1 protein-coding gene and 1 pseudogene are annotated in these 1690 nt (G+C 42.1%); both read left to right on the plus strand.

All coding sequences use genetic code 11. The annotated features are described in order from the left end of the window. The coding region (locus AC1DUA_RS36520; protein ID WP_477504389.1) for a response regulator transcription factor at positions 1-1382 on the plus strand (1382 nt) is incomplete at its 5' end. Between the two features lie 2 nt (positions 1383-1384). Next, positions 1385-1690, plus strand: a pseudogene (locus tag AC1DUA_RS36525) (cache domain-containing sensor histidine kinase); the annotation flags it as partial.

Raw genomic sequence — 1690 nt, forward strand, 5'->3', positions numbered from 1 at the left:
TCATTATCCTTACCGGTCATGATGAGTTTGATTATGCCCAGAAAGCACTGCGCTTGAAAGTGCACGATTTTATTGTAAAACCGATTACGGCGAATGAACTTCGCAATCTGCTCGACAAAGYGAAATTAGAAATGGACAAGGAAGCTGAAAATCGCGAGAACTTCTCGCTGCTGAAGATGCAGCTTCATCAAAGCTTGCCTTTATTAAGAGAACGGTTTCTTGAGCAATTAGTGGGAGGCACTTTGCGAGATTTCAGGTTGCAAGAGAGATTTGAATACTTCAGTCTTCCTTGGATTGCCCCGCCTTATCTGGTTGTAGCCATCGACATCGACGATTTCGACGACATAAAGAAAGAAAAATGGCAAAACGATCCGGAGCTTTTCCGATCCGCTGCTTTCAATATTGTACAAGAAGTAATGGAAGGAAAAGAAGCGGTCGTTTTTCGAACGAGGGAAGAACGCATGATTGTCATTTTTTCCGGGGAAGCAGAAGAAGGGACCTATGAAGCTGCGCTGAGCGCATCTGAGGTGATCCGCTTTTGCATGGAGAAATACTTGAAATTCACTGTGACGGTGGGTGTTGGCACGTTGTGCAGCACTTTACACGAGCTCCCGCTTTCTTACAACGGGGCGATTTCCGCACTGGATTACCGTTTTTTGCATGGAAAAAATAGAGTCATCTCGATCCTGGACATGGAAGGCGCCAAGAAACCGGCGCAGCAGCTGGATATTGAGTGGAATCGCAAATTTGCTACCCTCATCAAAACGGGCACACAAGGTGAAGCGCAAGTTCTCATCGGTCAACTGATAAGCAACTTAAAAGCTTCGCTMATGTCAATGGGAGCTTGTTATTTCCAAATTCAGTCGATTATTATTGCCGTTATGAATACGATTCACGAATTCGCAGGCAATGACGCTGTTCATTTTAAAGGAAATGAAATCGTTCTCCAAGATATCAACCGCTTTCAAACGTTGGATGAAATCGAATTATGGCTCCTAACGATTTGTAAAGAAGCGATTTTATATATGTCAGAGCAAAGAAACGACCTAACAAAGATGCAGGTGTTGAGTGTAGTTGATTACATTGAAAGGCATTATTCCAACGAGAACTTGACGGTTGATGAACTTTGCCGCCATGTACATTTGAGCAAGAGCTATTTCAGCACCGTATTCAAGCAAAATAAAGAACAAACCATTATGGAATATGTCACACGGGTGAGGATTGATAAAGCAAAGGATTTACTGCAGCAGACTCCAATGAAATCCTATGAAGTAGCGGCAAAGGTCGGTTACAGCGACCCTCAGTACTTTAGTGTGTTATTTAAAAAACATACAGGGACAACCCCTACGGAATACCGAGAAAAGTTATTGAGGGAGAAATAAGGATGAGAAGAGAATGGGATGTTGGATCATTTCTTTTCAAATTTCGAAGCATACAATCGAGTATTTCCGTCGTCTTCTCGTGCTTGATTTTATTTCTGATCGTGATCACAAGCTACATCTCTTATCATCTGTCGGCTCAAGCGGTGGAAATGAATTCAAAGCACTATATTTCCGAAATTGTCCAACAGGTTAATATCAATATTCAATCGTACATAACTAATATGGAAGACATCTCCATGCTTGCATCAACGAACAAGGACGTGAAATATTACATTACTGAGACGAGCTTTATCAGTGATGAAGAACGC

Source organism: Paenibacillus sp. 01T422, from assembly GCF_056398785.1.